This window comes from Bradyrhizobium valentinum, assembly GCF_001440405.1.
Classification (GTDB): Bacteria; Pseudomonadota; Alphaproteobacteria; order Rhizobiales; family Xanthobacteraceae; genus Bradyrhizobium; species Bradyrhizobium valentinum.
The window spans coordinates 1-1,187 of sequence record NZ_LLXX01000098.1; the positions used below are offsets into that span (position 1 = coordinate 1).

A 1,187-nucleotide genomic window follows, 5' to 3' on the forward strand; every position below is an offset into this window, starting at 1 on the left:
GCGACGGCTTTTGCCTTGGGCTAAGCCGCCGTTGCTTGCTCGTGCGGCGCTCGCTCGGCGAGACGCTGTTCAAGGGCGTCGATGGTCATCTTGAGATTATCGCGCCGCACGATCAGGGTCCTTGCCAGCATTGGATACTTGACATCAGACCGGTCGGAAACGCTGGCGCGCTCTTCTTGGGCCGCGATCTCGCATTCGATCAGTTGAACGGTGCGGGCAAGATCAGCCAGTATCTTACTAATCACTGCAGTTTCGCGCGCTGTCTCAAAACGAGGCTGCATACTCATTTGGGTGCTCCGAGTGACTTAGTTCGGCACACCTAGAGATGAGCTGCCGAACAGCTGAAGCACCCATCGCAAGTTGTTGGCCAATAATGACCCCGTAAGAACACGGTCAGGGAAAAGAAACGGTCCCAGCGGGGGCCGCTAACCGGGCCAGCCTCAACGCGGTATGCACATCATGGATTGCCGACTCCATCGGTGATATGGGCCGCAAGGCGGAGATGGCTGGGATGTGGCCGGGCACACGTTCCGAACGGGCAAACCTTGCTGCCATCCATCGCGGACACAGGCCCCTTCAGACGTGCTGCTACACCCGACTCCACATCCCCCCGTAGCCGATGCTGGCCCAGTAAGAGTGAAAGCTACAAGGAAGGCCCCAAGGCAACCAATGCGGATCATCAACGGCTCCTCGTTGTCCTGAGTGCGTGGGTTAACATTGGCGCCGTGAATATCGTTCCTTCTCTATTCGCCGCCGGTCGGTTCACGCTGCCGGGCCTTCCCCCCGCACCGCGAAGGAAGGGAACTTGCCACCTTTTCCCGAAGTGTGGGTATGTGCCTTTGAGATCCCCAATTGCCTCGAGGCACATCCCCTGACGGCCCCAGTCTTCCCCGCTGGGGCCGTTTCTTGAGCGCGCGTGGACGACTAATCTATGCGCTTGGTCACGTACTCAGGAGCCAAATTCCGATTCCTAGGTAACAAAGCGAACCGACGTTTATGTTTATTCTGATCTAAGATGTTTGCGTTTCATCACGTTCGGAATGTTTGCGAATCGCCCGGCCCAAAGAGCCGGGCTTTCGTTTGAGAAAAGAAACGGCCCCAGCAGGGGCTGATAGCTGGGGCCGCTCATCCCAATGCGCCAAGCGGGGACACCCGGCGCGCATCTAAAACGCACTCCGGCTGCTCCC

General features: G+C 58.4%; 1 protein-coding gene. It reads right to left on the reverse strand.

Features of this window, described 5'->3' with window-relative positions; all coding sequences use genetic code 11:
* Positions 1-20: 20 nt before the first annotated feature.
* Positions 21-287: a hypothetical protein gene (locus CP49_RS14930; RefSeq protein ID WP_057901627.1), complete on the reverse strand. Its 267-nt coding sequence runs from the start codon at positions 285-287 to the stop codon at positions 21-23.
* Positions 288-1,187 lie beyond the last annotated feature (900 nt).

What these genes read in the sequence shown, in the direction of transcription:
- CP49_RS14930 (WP_057901627.1), bottom strand. Translation starts at nt 287, where the DNA reads ATGAGTATGCAGCCTCGTTTTGAGACAGCGCGCGAAACTGCAGTGATT.